Origin of the sequence: Kangiella sp. TOML190 (genome assembly GCF_023706045.1) — a bacterium.
GTDB lineage: Bacteria > Pseudomonadota > Gammaproteobacteria > Enterobacterales > Kangiellaceae > Kangiella.
The window spans coordinates 1672016-1690033 of record NZ_BQYL01000001.1 but is presented as its reverse complement, the minus strand read 5'-3'; the positions used below and the strand labels follow the sequence as shown (position 1 = coordinate 1690033).

General features: G+C 40.0%; 18 protein-coding genes. 11 read left to right on the top strand and 7 right to left on the bottom strand.

The genetic code is table 11. The features are described 5' to 3' along the window. From NFS34_RS08120 to NFS34_RS08090, 7 genes are all read right to left on the bottom strand, one after another. A complete protein-coding gene (locus NFS34_RS08120) occupies positions 1 to 1254 on the bottom strand; it encodes an ATP/GTP-binding protein (RefSeq protein WP_251359461.1) in 1254 nt (417 codons plus the stop codon). A gap of 180 nt (positions 1255 to 1434) precedes the next feature. Beyond that, entirely contained in the window at positions 1435 to 2301 is an 867-nt protein-coding gene (gene tsf / locus NFS34_RS08115) for a translation elongation factor Ts (protein ID WP_251359460.1), read from the bottom strand. Between the two features lie 277 nt (positions 2302 to 2578). Further along, positions 2579 to 3307 carry a 30S ribosomal protein S2 gene (rpsB, locus tag NFS34_RS08110; protein ID WP_251359459.1) on the bottom strand — a complete coding sequence of 243 codons (729 nt, stop codon included), beginning with the start codon at positions 3305 to 3307 and terminating at the stop codon, positions 2579 to 2581. A 320-nt stretch (positions 3308 to 3627) separates the two neighbouring features. Next, positions 3628 to 4920 carry a HAMP domain-containing sensor histidine kinase gene (locus NFS34_RS08105; RefSeq protein WP_251359457.1) on the bottom strand — a complete coding sequence of 431 codons (1293 nt, stop codon included), beginning with the start codon at positions 4918 to 4920 and terminating at the stop codon, positions 3628 to 3630. Positions 4921 to 4938: 18 nt separating this feature from the next. After that, complete coding sequence (locus tag NFS34_RS08100) at positions 4939 to 5655, bottom strand: response regulator transcription factor (protein ID WP_251359456.1); 717 nt, start codon at positions 5653 to 5655, stop codon at positions 4939 to 4941. 56 nt (positions 5656 to 5711) lie between these two features. Continuing rightward, the gene (locus tag NFS34_RS08095; protein ID WP_251359455.1) at positions 5712 to 6635 is read right to left on the bottom strand and encodes a trypsin-like serine protease; all 924 of its coding nucleotides are present in this window, start codon (positions 6633 to 6635) and stop codon (positions 5712 to 5714) included. Between the two features lie 111 nt (positions 6636 to 6746). Beyond that, the gene (locus NFS34_RS08090; RefSeq protein WP_251359454.1) at positions 6747 to 7976 is read right to left on the bottom strand and encodes a serine hydrolase; all 1230 of its coding nucleotides are present in this window, start codon (positions 7974 to 7976) and stop codon (positions 6747 to 6749) included. A 468-nt stretch (positions 7977 to 8444) separates the two neighbouring features. On the opposite strand from NFS34_RS08090, the gene NFS34_RS08085 reads away from it, so the two are divergent. The 11 genes from NFS34_RS08085 (at position 8445) to map (ending at position 18006) form a co-directional block, all read left to right on the top strand. Further along, positions 8445 to 9119: a hypothetical protein gene (locus NFS34_RS08085; RefSeq protein WP_251359452.1), complete on the top strand. Its 675-nt coding sequence runs from the start codon at positions 8445 to 8447 to the stop codon at positions 9117 to 9119. A gap of 2 nt (positions 9120 to 9121) precedes the next feature. After that, a complete protein-coding gene (locus NFS34_RS08080) occupies positions 9122 to 9892 on the top strand; it encodes a DUF6090 family protein (RefSeq protein ID WP_251359450.1) in 771 nt (256 codons plus the stop codon). A gap of 147 nt (positions 9893 to 10039) precedes the next feature. Next, on the top strand, positions 10040 to 11866 hold the full coding sequence (locus tag NFS34_RS08075; RefSeq protein ID WP_251359448.1) for a PLP-dependent transferase: 1827 nt from the start codon (positions 10040 to 10042) through the stop codon (positions 11864 to 11866). Between the two features lie 38 nt (positions 11867 to 11904). Then, complete coding sequence (locus NFS34_RS08070; RefSeq protein ID WP_251359446.1) at positions 11905 to 12648, top strand: hypothetical protein; 744 nt, start codon at positions 11905 to 11907, stop codon at positions 12646 to 12648. Between the two features lie 2 nt (positions 12649 to 12650). Next, positions 12651 to 12857 (top strand): DUF3565 domain-containing protein, encoded by a 207-nt coding sequence (locus tag NFS34_RS08065; protein WP_251359445.1) that lies wholly within the window; start codon positions 12651 to 12653, stop codon positions 12855 to 12857. A gap of 2 nt (positions 12858 to 12859) precedes the next feature. Further along, entirely contained in the window at positions 12860 to 13747 is an 888-nt protein-coding gene (locus NFS34_RS08060; protein WP_251359444.1) for a retropepsin-like aspartic protease, read from the top strand. Between the two features lie 35 nt (positions 13748 to 13782). After that, entirely contained in the window at positions 13783 to 14268 is a 486-nt protein-coding gene (locus NFS34_RS08055; RefSeq protein ID WP_251359442.1) for an arsinothricin resistance N-acetyltransferase ArsN1 family B, read from the top strand. A 78-nt stretch (positions 14269 to 14346) separates the two neighbouring features. Continuing rightward, complete coding sequence (locus NFS34_RS08050) at positions 14347 to 15504, top strand: hypothetical protein (protein WP_251359440.1); 1158 nt, start codon at positions 14347 to 14349, stop codon at positions 15502 to 15504. 135 nt (positions 15505 to 15639) lie between these two features. Then, positions 15640 to 16020, top strand: a complete 381-nt coding sequence (locus tag NFS34_RS08045) for a VOC family protein (RefSeq protein WP_251359439.1) — start codon at positions 15640 to 15642, stop codon at positions 16018 to 16020. Positions 16021 to 16099: 79 nt separating this feature from the next. Next, positions 16100 to 16990: a class I SAM-dependent methyltransferase gene (locus NFS34_RS08040; RefSeq protein ID WP_251359438.1), complete on the top strand. Its 891-nt coding sequence runs from the start codon at positions 16100 to 16102 to the stop codon at positions 16988 to 16990. 182 nt (positions 16991 to 17172) lie between these two features. Continuing rightward, positions 17173 to 18006, top strand: coding sequence for a type I methionyl aminopeptidase (map, locus tag NFS34_RS08035; protein ID WP_251359437.1), 834 nt, complete (start codon positions 17173 to 17175; stop codon positions 18004 to 18006). Positions 18007 to 18018: the final 12 nt, after the last annotated feature.

Sequence of the window (18018 nt, the reverse complement as noted above, 5' to 3'; positions counted from 1 at the left end):
TTAATCAAACTCCGGCACAGCACCTAAAGCACCCGATATGTATTTTGCGTATAAATTATCCCTTGCTAGTAGACCTTCTACTTCATCGGCTCGATATGCTTCTGACTTGCCATCTTTCTTCTCGACAAGATAGCAATGCTGCTTTCTGAGCATTTTCAAAACTTCTACTGTATGAGTATTAAACAATAATTGTGAGTTATTAATATTTATAGAGTCATCTTTAAATAACTCAATAATCTCCATTGTTAATAATGGATGCAAGTCATTGTCAAATTCATCAAGAATAGCAACGCCGCCTGATGCAAGAGTTTCAGTAATAATAGCTAAGATACAATATGCACTTTGTGTACCACTAGATTCTAAAAAGATTGGGATTTCAAAAGATCCACCATCTACTTCATGCAAGAAAATAGGGATTACTTTTTCCGTTTCTTTCCCAGTTCGACTATCTAATAAAATCTTTTGCTCTAATTTAATGTCAGAGATACCAAGATCATATTTCATTAAGAGCGACTTAATCTTTTCAAAAAAATCTGGGTGTTCTAAATAGAAATCAGTTGCATCGTCCATAGTTTCATGGAAAGGGCTCCTACCGATAGCTCTGATATTGGTACTATTAGCTTGGAAATATTTAGCAGCTAACGCTGTACAGCTATTGGTCTTATCCGTGAGGAGGTCGTCCTCTGATAGCAAGGTGAGTATGTACGAAATAATAGAGCAGTTTTCTGGAGCTTTCTCTAGCACGGTTCTCTTTAAATCCACGCCATAGTCTGCACTGTTTTTTACATCGTATTTACCTATATTTTCATTATAAGTACGAGAAATAACATTTGAATAAAGTTTAGATGTCTTTACTTTTAATGATTCATTTAAAACCATTCTTTCATTAAGCTCAATGAAATACTTATACTCAACTTCCTCACTTCCGTCAGAGAATCGAGGCACTAAAAACTCTAACTCAATTTTGGTTGAGCATTCTTGATTTAATAAATAAGGAAGAATTGGTATACCTTCATTACGCTCTAAACTGCCAAAAGAATTAGGTATAAACCAAGATAAAAATGATAACGGCTTCAACAAATTAGATTTTCCAGATCCATTTGCACCTAAAACAGCCATCACTTTAGCAATTTTTGAGCCATCCTCTAGTTCATAATCGTAATAAGAATGAGCGGATTTTTTATTAACCGTAAAATCTACATGACACTCTTCAAGATATGATTGGAAGTTTTCAAAGGTGTATTTTTTTATCATAAAAAGCCTTTTGAGACAATAAATCGCTTAACTTCTATTATTATATCCTTTTTCCATTATTTGTCTATACACTATGAGTGTATTAAAACAGTATATAAACAAAAAAAGCCGCTGCTCTTTATCAGAGAAGCGGCTTTTCGCTCTTACTAGAAGAACTTCAAACGGTTTTCTTAATAGAAGTTAAGCACCCATTTGAGCTGCTACTTCTGCAGCAAAATCTTCTTCTTTCTTTTCTATGCCTTCACCTACCTCGAAACGAGTGTAAGATACTACGTCAGCACCAGCAGCTTTCACTAGCTTACCAACTGTAGTTGAAGGATCTTTAACGAAAGCTTGGCCTTCTAAAGTGATTTCACCGATGAACTTGTTGATACGACCACCGATCATTTTCTCAACGATGTTCTCAGGCTTACCAGCCATGTCTGGTAATTCACGAATAATCGATTTTTCTTTCTCGATTACCGCAGGATCAACGTCGTCAGCTTTGTTGAACTGTGGGTTAGCAGCAGCAACGTGCATCGCAACGTCTTTTGCCAATTCTTCAGAGCCACCGTTCATGTTTACCAAAACGCCGATACGGCCGCCGTGGATATAACCACCAAGATTTTCGCCTTCAATTTTAGTTACGCGACGTACAGTGATGTTCTCGCCGATTTTAGCAACTAAATTAGCACGAGCAGTTTCAACCGTTTCGCCAGATGCCATTTCAGTAGCATTTAAAGTTTCAACGTCGCTGATACCTTTTTCTAACGCTAAATCCGCCACGCCATTAGCGAAGGCTAAGAAGTTTTCGTCACGCGCAACGAAGTCAGTTTCAGAGTTGATTTCTACTAAAACGCCAGCACCGTTACCCGTGCGCGACAAGATAACACCTTCAGCCGCAACACGACCCGCTTTCTTAGCAGCCTTAGCAGCGCCAGATTTACGCATATTGTCGATTGCAACTTCGATGTCACCGTTAGTTTCAACTAGAGCTTTTTTACACTCCATCATGCCAGCGCCAGTGCGCTCGCGTAATTCTTTAACTAATGCAGCAGTAATTGCCATGATATTTTCTCCGGTTTGACCAATGGCGATTGAATATAGAACCCTATATTGCGCCATTCATCAGAAATTCAATAGATTCAAATTTGGTACGGTAATGTACTATTTAAAAATCGCCATTAAGAATAAAGCAACTGCAAAATCTATGTTCGGTATCGCGCTGAGCGAAAAGTTTTAGAACAAGGCAGAAGCCTTTTAAAAAACGGAGGTTACCAAACTGGTAATCGAGTATTTTTAATAAGGCTTCTAACGCAGTTATCAGACTTTGCAGCCAGTGCGATTATTCTTCAGCTACGAACTCTTCGCTTGAGTCGGCCGTAGTCGCGCTCGCCTGCTTACCGTCAAGAACAGCGTCAGCAACTGCGCCACAGTACAAACGAATCGCGCGGATCGCATCATCGTTACCTGGGATGATGTAATCAACGCCTTTAGGGTTGGTGTTGGTATCTACTACCGCAACTACTGGAATACCCATCTTGTTCGCTTCTGCGATGGCGATGTTTTCGTGGTCTGCGTCTACTACGAATAGTACGTCTGGAAGACCGCCCATGTTCTTGATACCGCCGATAGAGGCTTCTAACTTGGTCATTTCACGAGAACGCATTAAAGCTTCTTTCTTCGTCAAACGCTCGAAAGTACCGTCTTCAGACTGTTTTTCAAGATCTTTTAAGCGGTTAATTGAACCACGGATAGTTTTGTAGTTTGTCAACATACCACCCAACCAGCGCTTGTCTACGAAGAACTGACCCGCACGAGTCGCTTCTTCTTTAACGATGCTACCAGCGGCACGCTTAGTACCTACAAAAAGAATTTTACCTTTGTTCGACGCCACTTTACCTAAGTAGTTAAGAGCATCGTTGAACATTGGAACCGTTTGCTCCAAGTTGATGATGTGAACCTTGTTACGCGCGCCGAAAATGTATGGACGCATTTGAGGGTTCCAGAAACGAGTTTTGTGACCGAAGTGCACACCCGCCTGTAGCATGTCACGCATACTAACTTTAGACATAATTTTTCTCCGAATTTCGGGTTAAGCCTCCACAAACCCCATTAAGCCGACAAATCTTACGATTTGCACCCCGACCAATGTGACGGTTCGTGTGTGTTTTATTTAAGTAATCTTATTGAAAATCAACAAGTTACAGTTCATTAAGAAAGAAATGATAAATCAATAATCTATAGCTATCTCAATCTCGGCGCGAATTAAACCATTTTTAATCCCTACAAACAAGCTTTCAGCCCTTATTTTATCAAGCTTTCAATTAATTTGATTGAATCTTAAAAACACCTGTTTGGACTAATTATTTCATAGATTTATTTTGATCATAGCTAATCCGCCGTACTCAAACAAATACGGTGACACCTGAACATTTCGCCTCCATCTTGTTCCCATTGCCAATTGGCCCGCTCTACCACCCACGCAACAAGCTGCAAACCCAGCCCATGTCCACTACCTGCTATACCATCTCCAAGCTGATTACCTCTATTTTCGATCTCAATACTTTGTTCACTAAGACGTATCTCTACTCGACCATCTCGAGTGTAGCGAATAGCATTATCAATTAAATTTGAACAAAGAATCATCAGTAATACCCGAGGTTGTACTATCGGTTTATTCAATGGCTTGACAACTTCGACTACCACATTATTATTTTTTGCCTGGGTACTATTTTCTTCAATAATGCTGCTCACCAAGCTAAGCAAGTCAACTGGCTCAGGGGCAGGTAAGGAGGCTTCACCGCGGCCTAGCCAAAGCAGTGCTTCTGTTAAACTTCTCATGTTTTTTAGTGATTCTTCCAGTCGAGCAAGAGCAGTGACACCCTTCACATCCACACCATGCCTTGAAAGCAGTTCTGTATTGGCTGAAGCAATAGCCAAGGGTGTTCGTAACTCATGACTTGCAAAACGTAAAAATCGATGACGATGCTCAACGGCTTCTGCTTCGCGCTTGACGGCATCAAGACTAGCTTCAGCGATCCGATTCATTTCTAAAAGCGATAGCTTGGGCGGTTTATCTGGTAACGATTGGATGGATAAATTTTCAAACCAAATTAAAAGTCGAGTTGTTGTTTTCGACACATGGCGTCCAAACAAAAATATAATAAACAGAGTAGTAAAAACAAACAAAGCGCCTGGTATTAAAGCTCGTTTATCCATTAACACATCAAACTGTTGCACCCGCTCCACTTCATAGTCTGAGAGCATCAGTCGTTGTACAACATGCAAATCTTGACCACTAGGCAAGGTTCTAAATAAATGCAGTAAATAACCTACATTTAGCAAACCAAGTTCGTCAGTTTCAATAATCGTAAACTGTCCATTAACTAGTTTTTCGGGTAAATGTTTCTTAACAGTAGCCGGTAAAAACTGCTCACGAGTATAGACAATAGGTGTTCCATCAGCTGGGAGTTTAGATTTATTATCGTTAAGGTTTTCTTGTTGAGAGTATTGTAAAAAGTCAGGTCTATTTTTTATCCAAGCATCCGCTGTGCGATTCAAGCGAATCTCGGAACTCAATAGCACTCCCGAAGCTAGATTCCCTTCCATTAACCAAGTGTAACCGATAACCATTATTAAGGTTATACTCAGTAGCGCCAGTCTCAATAATTTCCCGATAGACATCAGATATTAATAGCTCCTTCAATCATTTGGCGTACCTTTTGCAAGCAAACGATAACCTCTACCTTTAACGGTTTCAATTACTGACGACTTAAACGGTTTATCAATTGCCTTGCGTAGCTTAAACATTTGCACTTTTAAATTATTTGTCTCTGGCGGCTCATCATGCCATGCTGCAAAGCTTAGAGTTTCTCGATCAACTGAATTAGGACATGAGCGTGCAAGGGTTTCTATCAATCGCCATCCTATAGGGGATAAGTCAATTTCTTGCCCTTCTCTAAAAACACGATGCTCATCGAGGAGTAATTCAAGTGAACCAATAGACAAACGCTGTACTTCACCTGTTCGACGCTTAGACAACACACGAACCCGTGCTGATACTTCAATTAAAGCAAATGGCTTAACTACATAGTCATCTGCTCCTGAATCAAGGCCTGTAACGCGATCTTCAATAGCATCTCGAGCAGTAAGCATTAAGATAGGCGTCGAATTGCCTACTTGACGTAACCGACGAGCAACTTCAAGCCCATCAATATATGGTAAGCTCACGTCCAAAAGTATTACATCAAAGTCTACTCGAGATAAAAGAGAAATAGCGGCTTTGCCATCAGCGACATAATCACAACTGTGGCCGTCAAGTTCAAACCATTCGATTATTGAATTAGCAAGTGCAACATCATCCTCTACGATAAGAAGTCTTAGTGGAGTCGAACTTGACGGCTTGGATTGTTTTGTCAAAACTTATCCTTATTTTTGATGGTGCTCTAATAAAGAAATCACTTATAAGCTAAAGTTTAATCTGTTTGTGATGACATTGTATCATTTAACCATTTCGAAAAGCCTGATACCCTAGTATAAAACTCTAACCAACCATACTTACCAGTGTTAAACGGTTTAGACTTTAGAGAGTCACTATAATTTCCTCTAGAGCTAATACCTAAAATCGCATAACCGGAAGCTGTTTTAAGCAAAGCAGGTCCTCCGCTGTCACCAGGCCCACTGATCCCTTCTAATGGCAAAGCATCACTATTAGTTGATTTAGGATCATCGAAATCGAAATACAACTGAGTTTCACTAACGGCGTCAACTTTATTAGAAACTCTACGAAGTTTTCTATCATTGAATGAAAAAAATCTATTGATACCAGTATCACCTGTCGAATAATCCCCCCAGCCTAAGAATATTACTTTTTTGCCCACTTCTTTTTTTCCTTCGTATAACGGAATGGGGTTTATATTTTTTACGGGTTTAGAAAACTTAAGGAGCGCGATATCATATTCATAGTTAATATTGTCAGATTCAGTGATATGAATTAAACCACCAATGCTAATGCTTTTGGCAGCCTTGTTATCATCTCGAAACTCTTTAGGATAAAAAAAATCAACTATTCCATACTTATCCTGCAATAGCTTAACAATATGGGGTGTCTCAGAAATTCGTTTTTTATCAAAATCAGATATGCAATGTGCAGCTGTCACTGCCCATGTGGGCGCAATTAGTGTTGCAACACAATCTTTAACATTGCCGTCATCGTGTAAAGGGAAAATTGCCGGAAAATCACTTTCCTCAACTATAAAGCTTTCAGGTGGAATATCATGCCGAACAACTATTGCATTAGCTTCTGCTATTAAAATAAAGCTAAGTAATGTTGGTATTGTTATAAATTGGAATCTAGGGAGCAGTGACGACAATAATTTTCTATCTATTGGTGATTGCATTTTATTAATCCTAATAGTTTAACTTCCCGATGAGAAGTTTTTTATATTTTCTAAAGGAACTCCGCTTACTAAATATAAAAGCGGAGTTATGTGCGTGAGAGGTTCATTTACCTATTGGCTGTTCTCCAGAACAAAATACAATTGATATAAATATTCATTATAGAGAGTGTCATAATCTCCGAATCCAGCATTTACAGTGGTAGCAAAGCTTATATTCTCCGAGGGTATATAATCCATTTCCGCGAATAATCCTATTCCTCTTCCGCCATGCCCTAATCTGTTGCCGTCATCTTTTATGAATAAACCTGCTCCAAATCCTGATACCCCAGGAAACGATTCTGTGATCATCTTTTCCTTAAGTTCTTCGGATAGCAGTATGTCAGTATCGAGTAAAGTCCGTATAAAAGTGTTTAGGTCGCTTGGGCTTGAGTGGAGGGGCGCATCGCCTAGTCCTTCAGAGTTAATTAAAACCGTAGTATCTAGAGCCGAACCGATAATTGGTAAGTCAGCATTCCCTAAAGCATCGCGTAAATCTGCAGGGAAGTATCCACGCGTTGTTAAGGGTTGACCTAGATTCTCAAACACGCCGAAAGTATTTTCAAGTCCCGCTGGCTCGAATACCCATTGACGCAAAGCTGTTCCAATCGATAAACCGGTAATACGTTCTGCGACAACGCCAAGTAATACATAGTTTGTATTAGAGTAGCTAAACTGTGTTCCTTGCTCAAACAGATTTTCAGTGTTATTAATATATTCAAGCAATTCCATCGGCGGCCAAATTTTTCCAGCCGAAGCCCCAAAGATGGCGGCAAACTCAACATCAAAATAATCTTCAATACCGCTTGTGTGTGCTAACAACATTTCTATAGTAATCTTGTCTGAGTTAGCAATCATAGAACTCATTGCAGGATCAAGCCACTTATCGATGGGATCATTTAGCTGCAGAAAATCAGCGTCGACTAACCGGAGGATCAAAGTAGCTACAAAAGCCTTGCCAGTACTGCCAACGTGAAACAAACTAGAACTAGTGACTGCTTCTTCAGTTTCTAAATTTATAACACCAGCAACAACACTAATGTTTTCATTACCACGTTGAACATGCAGTGAAATACCTGGCAGGCCACTATCAACTGCATTATCAACTACAATTTGGAGTTGCTCCTTTAGGGAAAGACTATCATCAATTTCAGGGGTGCTTCTAGAGTCCGAAGAGCAACCTACAAGAACGAAAAAAGCTATTAAAAACAATAAGAAAAAAAGAATTCGGGGGGAATGCGACATAGTATTAGTCCTAGTAAAAATTAACAGTCGCTTAATCTTATTATTGCCTTGGTTAATCATGGGTTAATCCGCAAAAAAATTATATATTTTTTTAGTATCGACTATGGATTTTATCTAGCGCGAAGTACTTAATGTTTTTTGAGTGTTTCATACCTGTAAACTACTACTATGGACACGGCCAACCACACCAGCCACTTAAATAAGTGTTGCACTAAAACCATATTTATATAGTTTCCAATTATGAAGCCCATAAAAGGATGTCTAAACAAGATTCCGTTCATTGCTGCCAGTAAAATCGAAATAAAATACAAGCTTTAAAACGATCATGGTTAATTAATTCAAAACGTGTAAAATGATGCAGGATAGCAGTCCATAGACGATAGCGATGATTTAAATGCTCAATATCAATGAATAATCACAAATTTAAAGACCCCACTGTATAAGGACTTATACATGCTTCTAAGGAGAATCACTAAACACGTTAAAGACCAAAACTGGTTTGCGGTTTTTATCGACTTCTTTATTGTAGTGGTAGGTGTTTTTATCGGTATTCAGGTCGCGAACTGGAATGAAACTCAAACCAATAAAAAGCAATTGATTATTTCATTAGAGCGTCTAGATAAAGAAGTTTCTCAAAACATATCCAATATAAATTTAATATTAAATCACTACCAAGCCAGTAGTAAGAATATGGAAATAGGCCGAGAAGCATTGAATGCTTGCGATTACTCACCTGAAAATCAAGCCGCTTTAGAGAGTTTAATGTTTCAATTTGTTGAAGATGTACTTCCTAATTTCGTAACCGAGGTATTAGATCAGCTTGGACGGCAAGATCGTTACCGCCCTCTTCTTTCTCTATCGTTCCAAGATTCTTTAAGTCATTACTCTGCACGAATAGCTGAGGAGCATGAGCAACTAACTAGTCACTACAATAATCTATGGGCTTATCATGTTAATTATCATTCTTCTGTTAGCGCTTATTTCTCTGGCAATCCAATCTATAAAGGCGATACATCAGATTTTGAAGGCTGGGGCTTCAAATTAGCTCAACCTTTCGAAATTGTCTGCAAAGATGCTTCTTTTAGAAACAGGTTCATTAATACCATTGGTTTTTTCACCTCAATTAATATGCGTCTAAAGCGATTTAAAGCCGAGACCATAGAGTTTCAAGAAGTATTAAAATCTGAAATTGGAGAACAATAACTATGTTGCTTAGAAGAGTTACTCAGCACGTTAAAGCCCAAAACTGGTTCGCGGTATTTGTTGATTTTGTAATTGTTGTGGTCGGTGTATTTATTGGTATTCAAGTGGCGAATTGGAATGAACAAATAGCAGGTGAGAAGCGAGCAAAAGTATTACTGAAAAGAACTTATAATGATCTCAACAATGATATCGAAGTCTTTAAGGCAGAATTAGATTATCTTACAGTTGTTCGACAGTATGCAATGACAGCGGTAAATAGGTTAAACAATAAACAAGCTATTGATGATGAACAGTTGGTGATAGCAATTTATCAGGCAACACAAATTAATGGTGTCTGGAGTAACAGAGCTACTTATAACGAGATGCTAAGTACCGGAGATATAAACTTGATCCAAGACGAAAAGTTAAAATCATTGATTTTTGGCTACTACTCGGTAGATTTTGCAACTAACGAATTTCTTACAGCAAGAGCTCCGTATCGTGAACTAGTCCGTAGCCATATGCCAGTTACAATACAAGATTCAATTAAAAATCTTTGTGGGGACCAATTGATAAGTACTACAAATAACTTTTCTGCAACCTTACCTGAAACCTGTGATATTCCTCATACACAAGAGGAAATAAAACATGCCACTGAGCAAATGAGAAAACTACCAAACTTGCTGTCCAGTTTGCGTCTGCAAATAGCCATTAATGACACAAAAGTTTTTAATCTCAAGCTTTTCTTAAATCAAGCGGAACAGCTGATGGAATCAATAAGAAAAAATTCATGACAATTAATAAGGTGGAACAGTAAAGTTGATAACCAATAGCTTTGCAACAAAAGAAAACGTCCCGAACTCATACAAATATTCTAATAGTTGCTGTATATTACAGCCTATTCCGCTAGCGAAACTGCCAACGAATTATAGAAGTTGCAAATGATTGATTTTATTAAAGAAGTGCTTAAAAACCAGCCTAATGATTGGCTCCGATTAACCACCCATAGACTCGATATTTACAACGAAGAACTGGCGAAATCTGAGTTTTTAGAGCAACTTGAAGCTCTGTACACCAAGGGAACTGCCAGCGAATCTGAACTAGGGAATTTGCCCACTGCTTATGACTATATTCGTTTAGGGCATCCACTGTCTTCGGTGCTCGAATGGATCATTGCCAAGAAAAATTCGCTGCCAGCAGCTAATGTGATTAGCTTTGCTTCGCAAACCATGCCAATTCTAGCCATTCTCCGAAAAAACTTACTTGCTAATATCAAGACTCGAATTTGCTATAGAGATTCATTACTGGAGCATTTTGACGCGGCTCTGGTGCGCAAGGTTTATGGCTATAACTTTGAATTACAGCAAGTCGCTAGCCTTGACGATCTCCCAGCGTTTAATGGCTCAACCGTATTGATTGATGATAAAGACCATATTGGCGAGTTTAACCTTGTCAGTGGAGTTGATTTTATCATCAATACCCATGGTGACTTGGGAAGTATTCTTTTAGCACTGGATCCAAGTGCGCAAGACTATGTCGCTGAAATCCAGCATGTGCGTCGTCGCGAATCCATTGCCATGACACCGGCTGACTGTAATCAGGTATTGCATAACCTAGTCGGTCTGCCCTACTCTACTCATGAATATGACGTTAGCGCTAATCAAGCTTCGGTTATTTCGACCATTAAGGATATTGTTGAGCTGGATACCAATGCGCTAGTAGCATCCAGCGGTTTATCGATTCAATACGCCATTATGATGGGCTTGATTGATGATGCTCAACAAGCGCATCCGCTCAAAGCCATCAAGGTGATAGTCCCGCCAAATTGCTATGGTGGAACTAACGATCAAGCCAGACGGGTCGCTGCTTGCTCGGACAATGTAGAAGTGATGGATTTGCCAGTTGATGGCGGTAATGACATGGCGCAAGGAGTTGAGCGGGTTTTAGCTCAAGTTGCAGCGCTGGACGCAGTGCCGCTTATCATTGCAGAAATTCCGACCAATCCTCGAGTAGAAGTGCCTGATCTCGAAAAGCTAAAAGCGGCATTAACTCAAGAGCGGCTAACACCGAATGGCAACTTGGCAACCGCTCCTGTGTTTATCCTAGACCAAACCTTCTGCCCCAATGTTCATTTCTTAAGGGATAATGATATTTTGGCAGGGGTTCAAACGATCGCTTATATCAGCGGTTCAAAGTTCCCAAGCGGTGGCAAATGTACTGCCGGTTATTGCGTTGCCAATAAGAAGGCCGCGCATTTAATGGCAAAGATTGGTTTGCACCTGCAACTTTGCGATAACCAAGCGACACCTTTGCAGATGGAACTACTCGCTGAGCAAATGCCATCCATGAATCAGCGCATTGCAGACGCTTATAAAAATACTCGCGAGTTTGTTAATTTTATTCAAGAGAAGCTGCCTGATGCAAAAATTAATTTTGTTTCCGAAGAGTTAGCTAGCCAAGGATTTACCCCTTCGGTATTTTCTTTGGACTTGCCCACTAAAGGCGATACGCATGCAGAGCGCGAAGAATACAAACGAGCGTTAAACCTCAAGTTGATTAATATGATGATTACCGAGATCCCTGAAGAGAGTAAATACTGCGTTAGTTATGGCCAACTCAAAGGTTGTTACTGGACCATCCCAGCGACCTCAACTCAAGGCACCACCAAAGAAGCAGATAAAGACTATATCGCTCGCGTGGCAGTATCGGGCGATTTAGACTTAGAGCGCCATAAGCAAGTATTCCAACGGTTTGTTGAGGGTTTATGAAGCTGCTAGTATCTTACTAGCATTAACAAGGATCCGATATGCTACTAAGAAGAATTACCCAACATGTCAAAGACCAAAACTGGTTTGCAGTTTTTATAGACTTTATCATCGTGGTGGTTGGTGTTTTCATTGGTATTCAAGTCGCTAATTGGAATGAAGAGCTTGCTGAGCGTGTTTTGGAACAACAATATTTAGAGCGAATATATTTCGATACCGAGCGCTTAATTACTGATATAGAAGATGGATTAGAGTGGTCTGAGGATCAAAAGGCTTCGCAAGTCGTGGTACTAAATTCTTTCAGAAGCGGTGTTTTACGACCCCAAGATAAAGCCATTTTCGAACGAGGTTTAGCTTTCTTTGGTTACTCTCCTATCCATACTCGCGAATCATTAGCTGTCCAAGAATTAAAGTCTTCGGGCAGAATGGCAATAATTAGCGATATTGAACTAAGAGAACTGATCGGGTTAGTGGAACAACGACTAAGCACCACCAAAGAACATGCTTTACACATGAAGGAAAACAGAAGAAAACATCTCAGTGAGGTCAGTAGTCATTGGCAATTTATCGAATCTGACTTTAAGCCTAAAGGCATTACTAAGATTCAGTATGATTTCGATACATTGGCAAATAACCAAGAATTTATCAATCGCTTATCTCAAATGAGAGCCATGTTTCAAATTCAACGTAGGAATGCAAAAAATGATCAAGACGATATTCGCCAGTTGCAAAAAGCGGTGGTGGAAGTATTAGGCTATACTCCACAAAGAAAAAATAACCAGTAAGTATGAAACAAGCTATTTGCGGCTACCATAAAGACCAAGAAGATGATTGGGTGGCCGAATTAGAATGCGGTCATTTCCAGCACGTTCGCCATAAGCCGCCCTTTTTTAATCGGCCTTGGGTGGAAACACTTGAAGGTCGTAAAACAATGTTGGGTTCTGAGTTAAATTGTGTAAAATGCGAAGAAAAATCAAGCAACGGTATTAATTAACTATGCGATCCTTTAGTTTTTCCTCATTAGCATTCATTATTATAGTTTCTTTATTCTCAAATAGAGCAATAGCGCAAATAGAATCTTTAGATGGCTGGATACCTTTCGAGCTAGTAAAAAACCATGTAACCATAACAGTTTTAATAAAAAACAAGCCAATCACAGCAATCATTGACACAGGTGCCAATGTCAGTGCGATAAGCAAAAAAACTCAAAAAAAGTTAAAGTTAAGAAAATCCTCTGACATGATGAATATTTATGGAACCGTAGGTAAAAGACTTTTACCCCTTACTAAAAAAGTCAAAATAGAACTTAATCAAGATACTTATAAATGGCTTCAACTAGCAATAAATTCAAAACTTAAAAATATTGATCTGATTCTGGGAATGGACTTTATCCAAAAACCTGTTCTGCAAATTAATTATAAAGATAAATTAATACGGTTTACCGACAATGATGTTGTTAATTTCAATAAAGAAAAAAGCGTCCCGCTGAAATTGCGAAAAGGCTTATTATATACAACCATTCAATTAGAAGGCTCAGAAATTGAAATGTTAGTGGATACTGGAAATGCTGGAGATATGCTTGTGTCCCAGTCTTCAATTATTGAAAACTCAACTTTAATGGAAGCCCTAGAGAGTAAGGATCTTCATGAAAAAAAATCAGGGATTCATAAAGCTTCATTAGCTTATAAAAATAATAAAGCAAATTATATTTTGATAGGGCATAACAAAATTAAGGACGTAGAATACAAAGTAATTTTTAATGATAATGACCACAAACAAAGGTTAAATGTTATTGGCTATAATGTTTTGCAAAATTTCATAGTATCGATTGATCGCAAAAACAAGTTAATGATGCTTGAACCAATCGTTGTAGAAGGCATATAAAAAGTCAAGTTTTTGGAGCCAAAAGAATACTGACTATGATACGAACTGCCAGCGTAACTGATGCGCAAACCATTGCCAAAATTTATAATCATTATATTAAAACTAGTATTATCACCTTTGAAACCAAGCCAGTTCCCAGTCAAGACATGGCTAACCGGATAGAAGAGACTCTTACTCAACAACTGCCTTACCTCGTAATTGAAGAAGAGAATAAAATTGTCGGTTATGCTTACGCCAGCAAATGGAAAGGTCGTTGCGCCTATCGTTTTTCAGTTGAAGCGACGGTTTATTTAGCGCCGAATGTTACCGGTAAAGGCTATGGCACCCGACTCTATCAGCAATTGTTCGAGGAGTTAGAATCTCTTAATTATCATGCGGTCATAGCTGGCATTTCTTTGCCCAATCCTACCAGCATAGCTTTGCACGAAAACATGGGTATGCAAAAAGTGGCTCATTTTAAGCAAGTCGGATTTAAGTTTGAACGCTGGATTGATGTCGGCTATTGGCAGAAATTTCTCTGATTAAATTGTCTAGTCGTTCACTAAAGTTTACATATTGGCACTCTATACTGACTTAAACGCTAAACAAGGAGTTTCTGCGTGAAAATATTCTTAATGCCAATATGGCCATTATTGTTATTGACTTTTTTATACAGCCCGCAGAGCCTATCTGCTGAGCAGGGATACTGCCCCGACAAAGGTGGATATGGACAAGAAATTTGCAAGAAAATAGATGCCACGGTTCATGGTAATCCTGAAAAAGGTTGCCCTGGCAAACAAAGCTACTTATCCGGTGGCAACTGTTATACCTGTCCGTCAGGATACAAAAGAGCTAGCCTTGGTCGTAAAATGACTCACCCCCAAGCCTGTCAAAAAAGAGGACTTTTTAAAAAGGAGTATACGGCTGCGTCTTTCCAAAAAGATGCATTTGGCTGTCCTTCAGGTCAGTTTAAACATAAAAGAAAATGTAAATCCTGCCCACCCGCTACTAAGCGACAACATGTTGCGGGGATTGATAGCGGTCACTGCAAAGTACCCAAGGAGCATTACTGTGACCCAGGCTTGGTTTTAGCAAAACAACCTCCTAACAACTTACTTAATCGGTTTGGCAATTGGCTCGGCTTAAAATCGAGAAAGCTGTGCTCTGAGCCGTTTGATATAACCACCTTTGCGGCTAATGCTGCAGGGGCTGATGAAGCCGCAGAAATATTAGCAGGAATTGTGAATTTAGTAATACGCTTAAGTCAGCAAGATGAAGCCACTAAAGAAAAGGTTCGAGAACTCAAGAAAAAAATCAAGAAAAAGCAATTAGCCGAAGCGGTAGCGATTTTACAAGAGTTTGACGAGTATAATGATCTAATCGATACTGCCAGAGAAGCAGGCCAAGTATCAGTCTCTATTGGTTTTGGTGGCGATGCTTCTTTAGGTATAGGTACACAATTTGAGTTTGGTTTAGCCGTGAATATTCTACCAGAAGAGTTAGTTAAATACGGTGCCCATAGTTTTACCAAGGGGGTGTCTGCAGGTATTGATGGAAGTATTACGGTAGGTATATGGGGGAACCGTTTTGAGACCGGGTACTCGCAAGGTTTAGTCGTTGAAACTAATGCAGACTTTGGCGTTGGTGTGGGGGTCTGGTATAGCTATTTTACGCCAGAAAATGGACAGCCCGAGCTACTAGGATTTACGGTTTCAGGCGGCGCAGGATACAGTCTTGAGATTGGTGAATACAATGAGGTTTATACCAAAGTAAAATAAACGCCATGATTTCGCGCAAAAAGAAGCAGCAAGAAATAGTACCATTGATATATGAGGTACTTAATTTTATGCTGTCGAAGTTCGCGTAACTCCTACGTCTTAATTCTTGTATAGTTATTTTGAAAGGAGATACTTATGAAAATGCCTGATGGCTTTGGCGCCATAACACCTTATTTATTCGTGGATAAAGCCAGTGAATATGTTGATTTCTTAAAAGCTGCCTTTAATGCCGAAGAACTGAGCCGAACTATGCGTGGAGAGCGAGTAACCAATGCTTGCTTATCTATCAATGAAGCTCGGCTTTTTATTAGCGACGTAACGGATGACTACCCTGCTATGACCACTTCTATTTATTTGTATGTTGAAGATGCGGATACATCGATAGCTCAAGCCGTTTCTGCCGGAGGTCAATGTGAGATGCAAGCCACTGATGAGCCTTGGGGTGATCGGACAGGCGGTATTCGAGATCAATGGGGTAATATCTGGTGGATTTCGCAGCACCTTGGCCTAGGCTGAAAAACTTTGTTACATGCTAAAATTGAGCATCGACAAACAAATACCTAAGATAAACAAGTCACCATTATTGGGGGAAATCATGAAACTGAGACAGATGAAATTAGCGTTGGCCGCTAGTGCCTTAGCCATCGCGTTATCGGCTTGTGCACAGCACAGTAGCTACAAAAAAGAATATCAATTTGCTAAAGCCAATTCGGCCAAACTAAAAAGTGTGATGGATGCTCGCAGCGCCGAGGATAAGCAGCGCGACACTTGGCGAAAACCGGCTGAAACTTTAGCCTTTTTCCGAGTCGAGCCTGGTATGACCGTGGCCGAAGTCCTTCCGGGCGGCGGCTGGTATAGTAAAATCATCGCCGATTATTTAGGCTCGCAAGGTACTCTTTACGGCATTAATTATGATGAAGACATCTGGCCACGCTTTGGATTTTTCAACGAAGCGCGGATCAAAGAGTTGGTCGCATCTACCGCCAAATTCCCTGAAACCGTAGCTAAAGTGAGTAATAGCGGCGTCAAAGCACGCGGCTTTACCTTTAGCAATGCGCCAAATGAGCTTGCCGGAACGGTAGATCGAGTCTTAGTGATCCGCGCCTTACACAATCTCAACCGTTTTGAAAGCGAAGGCCAATACCGCAGCAAAGCGATTAAGGCTATGCATGCATTATTGAAAAAAGGCGGTATGGTCGGCTTGGTTCAGCATAAAATCCCCGAAACTGCCGATGATGCTGGAGCCAATGGGCAGCGAGGTTATTTAAAACAATCGGATGTTATCGAAATGTTTGAAAACCAAGGATTTGAACTGGTCATGAGCAGCGATATGCATGCCAACCCCAAAGATCAACCCAGCGCTACTGATGTGGTATGGCGTTTAGCACCTTCTTTCGCTACCAGCCGCGATAATCCTGAGCTGAAAGCCAAAATGCAAGCGATTGGTGAATCTAACCGGATGACCTTACTCTTTAGGAAGAAATAAGCAAAAAAATAGCTCTCTAGTTTAAGCTTGCCTTAAAATAGAGAATAAGACGCAAAGCCAGCTTTTAGGCTGGTTTTGTTGTTTTTAACTTATTTGGACACTCAAAAGCCAAGCCTGAGTTAAATTTCCATTCATCATAGCTATTGGTTAGAATAGAGCAACGAAAACAGTTCTCCCCAAGTATGTCGATAATATTAAAAACTCCTGAGCAGATTGAAGGTATGAGAGTGGCTGGTCGCCTAGCTGCCGAGGTGCTGGAAATGATTGGCCAACACGTCAAAAAAGGTGTGACCACCGAAGAGTTAAACCGGATCTGTCATGAGCATATCGTTAAGGTGCAAGCTGGTTATCCTGCCACTTTAAATTATGGCGGCCAGCCCTACCCTATGCCGCTTGATGATGAAGGCAATCCTACCGTTCCTTTTGGCGAAGGTGGCTTTACTAAATCCATCTGCACTTCAGTTAACGATGTGGTTTGTCATGGTATTCCCAATAAAAAGCCCTTGAAAAATGGCGATATTTTCAACCTAGACGTGACCGTAATAAAAGATGGCTTTCATGGCGATACCAGCAAAATGTTTGTAGTTGGCGAAGCCACACCGCAAGCAAAAAAACTGATGCAAGTTACTCAAGAGTCTCTCTATCTGGCGATTGATATGGTAAAACCTGGAGCACGTTTAGGCGATATTGGTTATGCGATTCAAAAGTACGTGGAAAGGCAAGGCTATTCCGTAGTACGTGAATATTGTGGACATGGCATTGGTGAAGTATTCCATGAAGAACCGCAAGTAACCCACTATGGTCGACCAGGTACTGGAGTTGAGCTACAAGAAGGCATGACTTTTACCATAGAGCCAATGGTAAACTTTGGTAAACGCAACGTAAAACTTAATAAAAAAGATGGCTGGACGGTGACTACAAAAGATCGCTCTTTATCCGCCCAGTGGGAACATACTCTGTTGTGTACTGCTAACGGTGTTGAGGTCTTAACCAAGCGCCAAGAAGAATCGTTTTAGCACTTTAAATTT